Genomic DNA, 299 nt, shown 5'->3' with positions numbered 1-299 from the left:
AATTAAAACGTCAAGATGAAAAGGTATTTGCTGCAATTGAGGCAGAACTAGGAAGACAGCGTTCAACGATTGAGTTAATTGCTTCGGAAAACTTCGTAAGTGAAGCAGTAATGGAGGCGCAAGGTTCTGTTTTAACGAATAAGTATGCTGAGGGATATCCTGGAAAACGTTACTATGGTGGCTGTGAGCACGTAGACGTAGTGGAAGAAATCGCACGTGACCGCGCGAAAGAAATTTTTGGTGCAGAGCATGTAAATGTTCAACCACATTCTGGTGCACAAGCGAACATGGCAGTATAC

Annotated in this window: 1 pseudogene; it reads left to right on the top strand. The window is 43.1% G+C overall.

The features are described 5' to 3' along the window. Positions 1-299 (top strand): annotated as a pseudogene (locus ACSG5Z_RS30750) (serine hydroxymethyltransferase); the annotation flags it as partial.

This window comes from Bacillus pretiosus (genome assembly GCF_051294775.1).
Lineage (GTDB): Bacteria > Bacillota > Bacilli > Bacillales > Bacillaceae_G > Bacillus_A > Bacillus_A wiedmannii.
The sequence above is the reverse complement of the archived record's forward strand: the minus strand, read 5'-3'. Positions and strand labels throughout refer to the sequence as shown.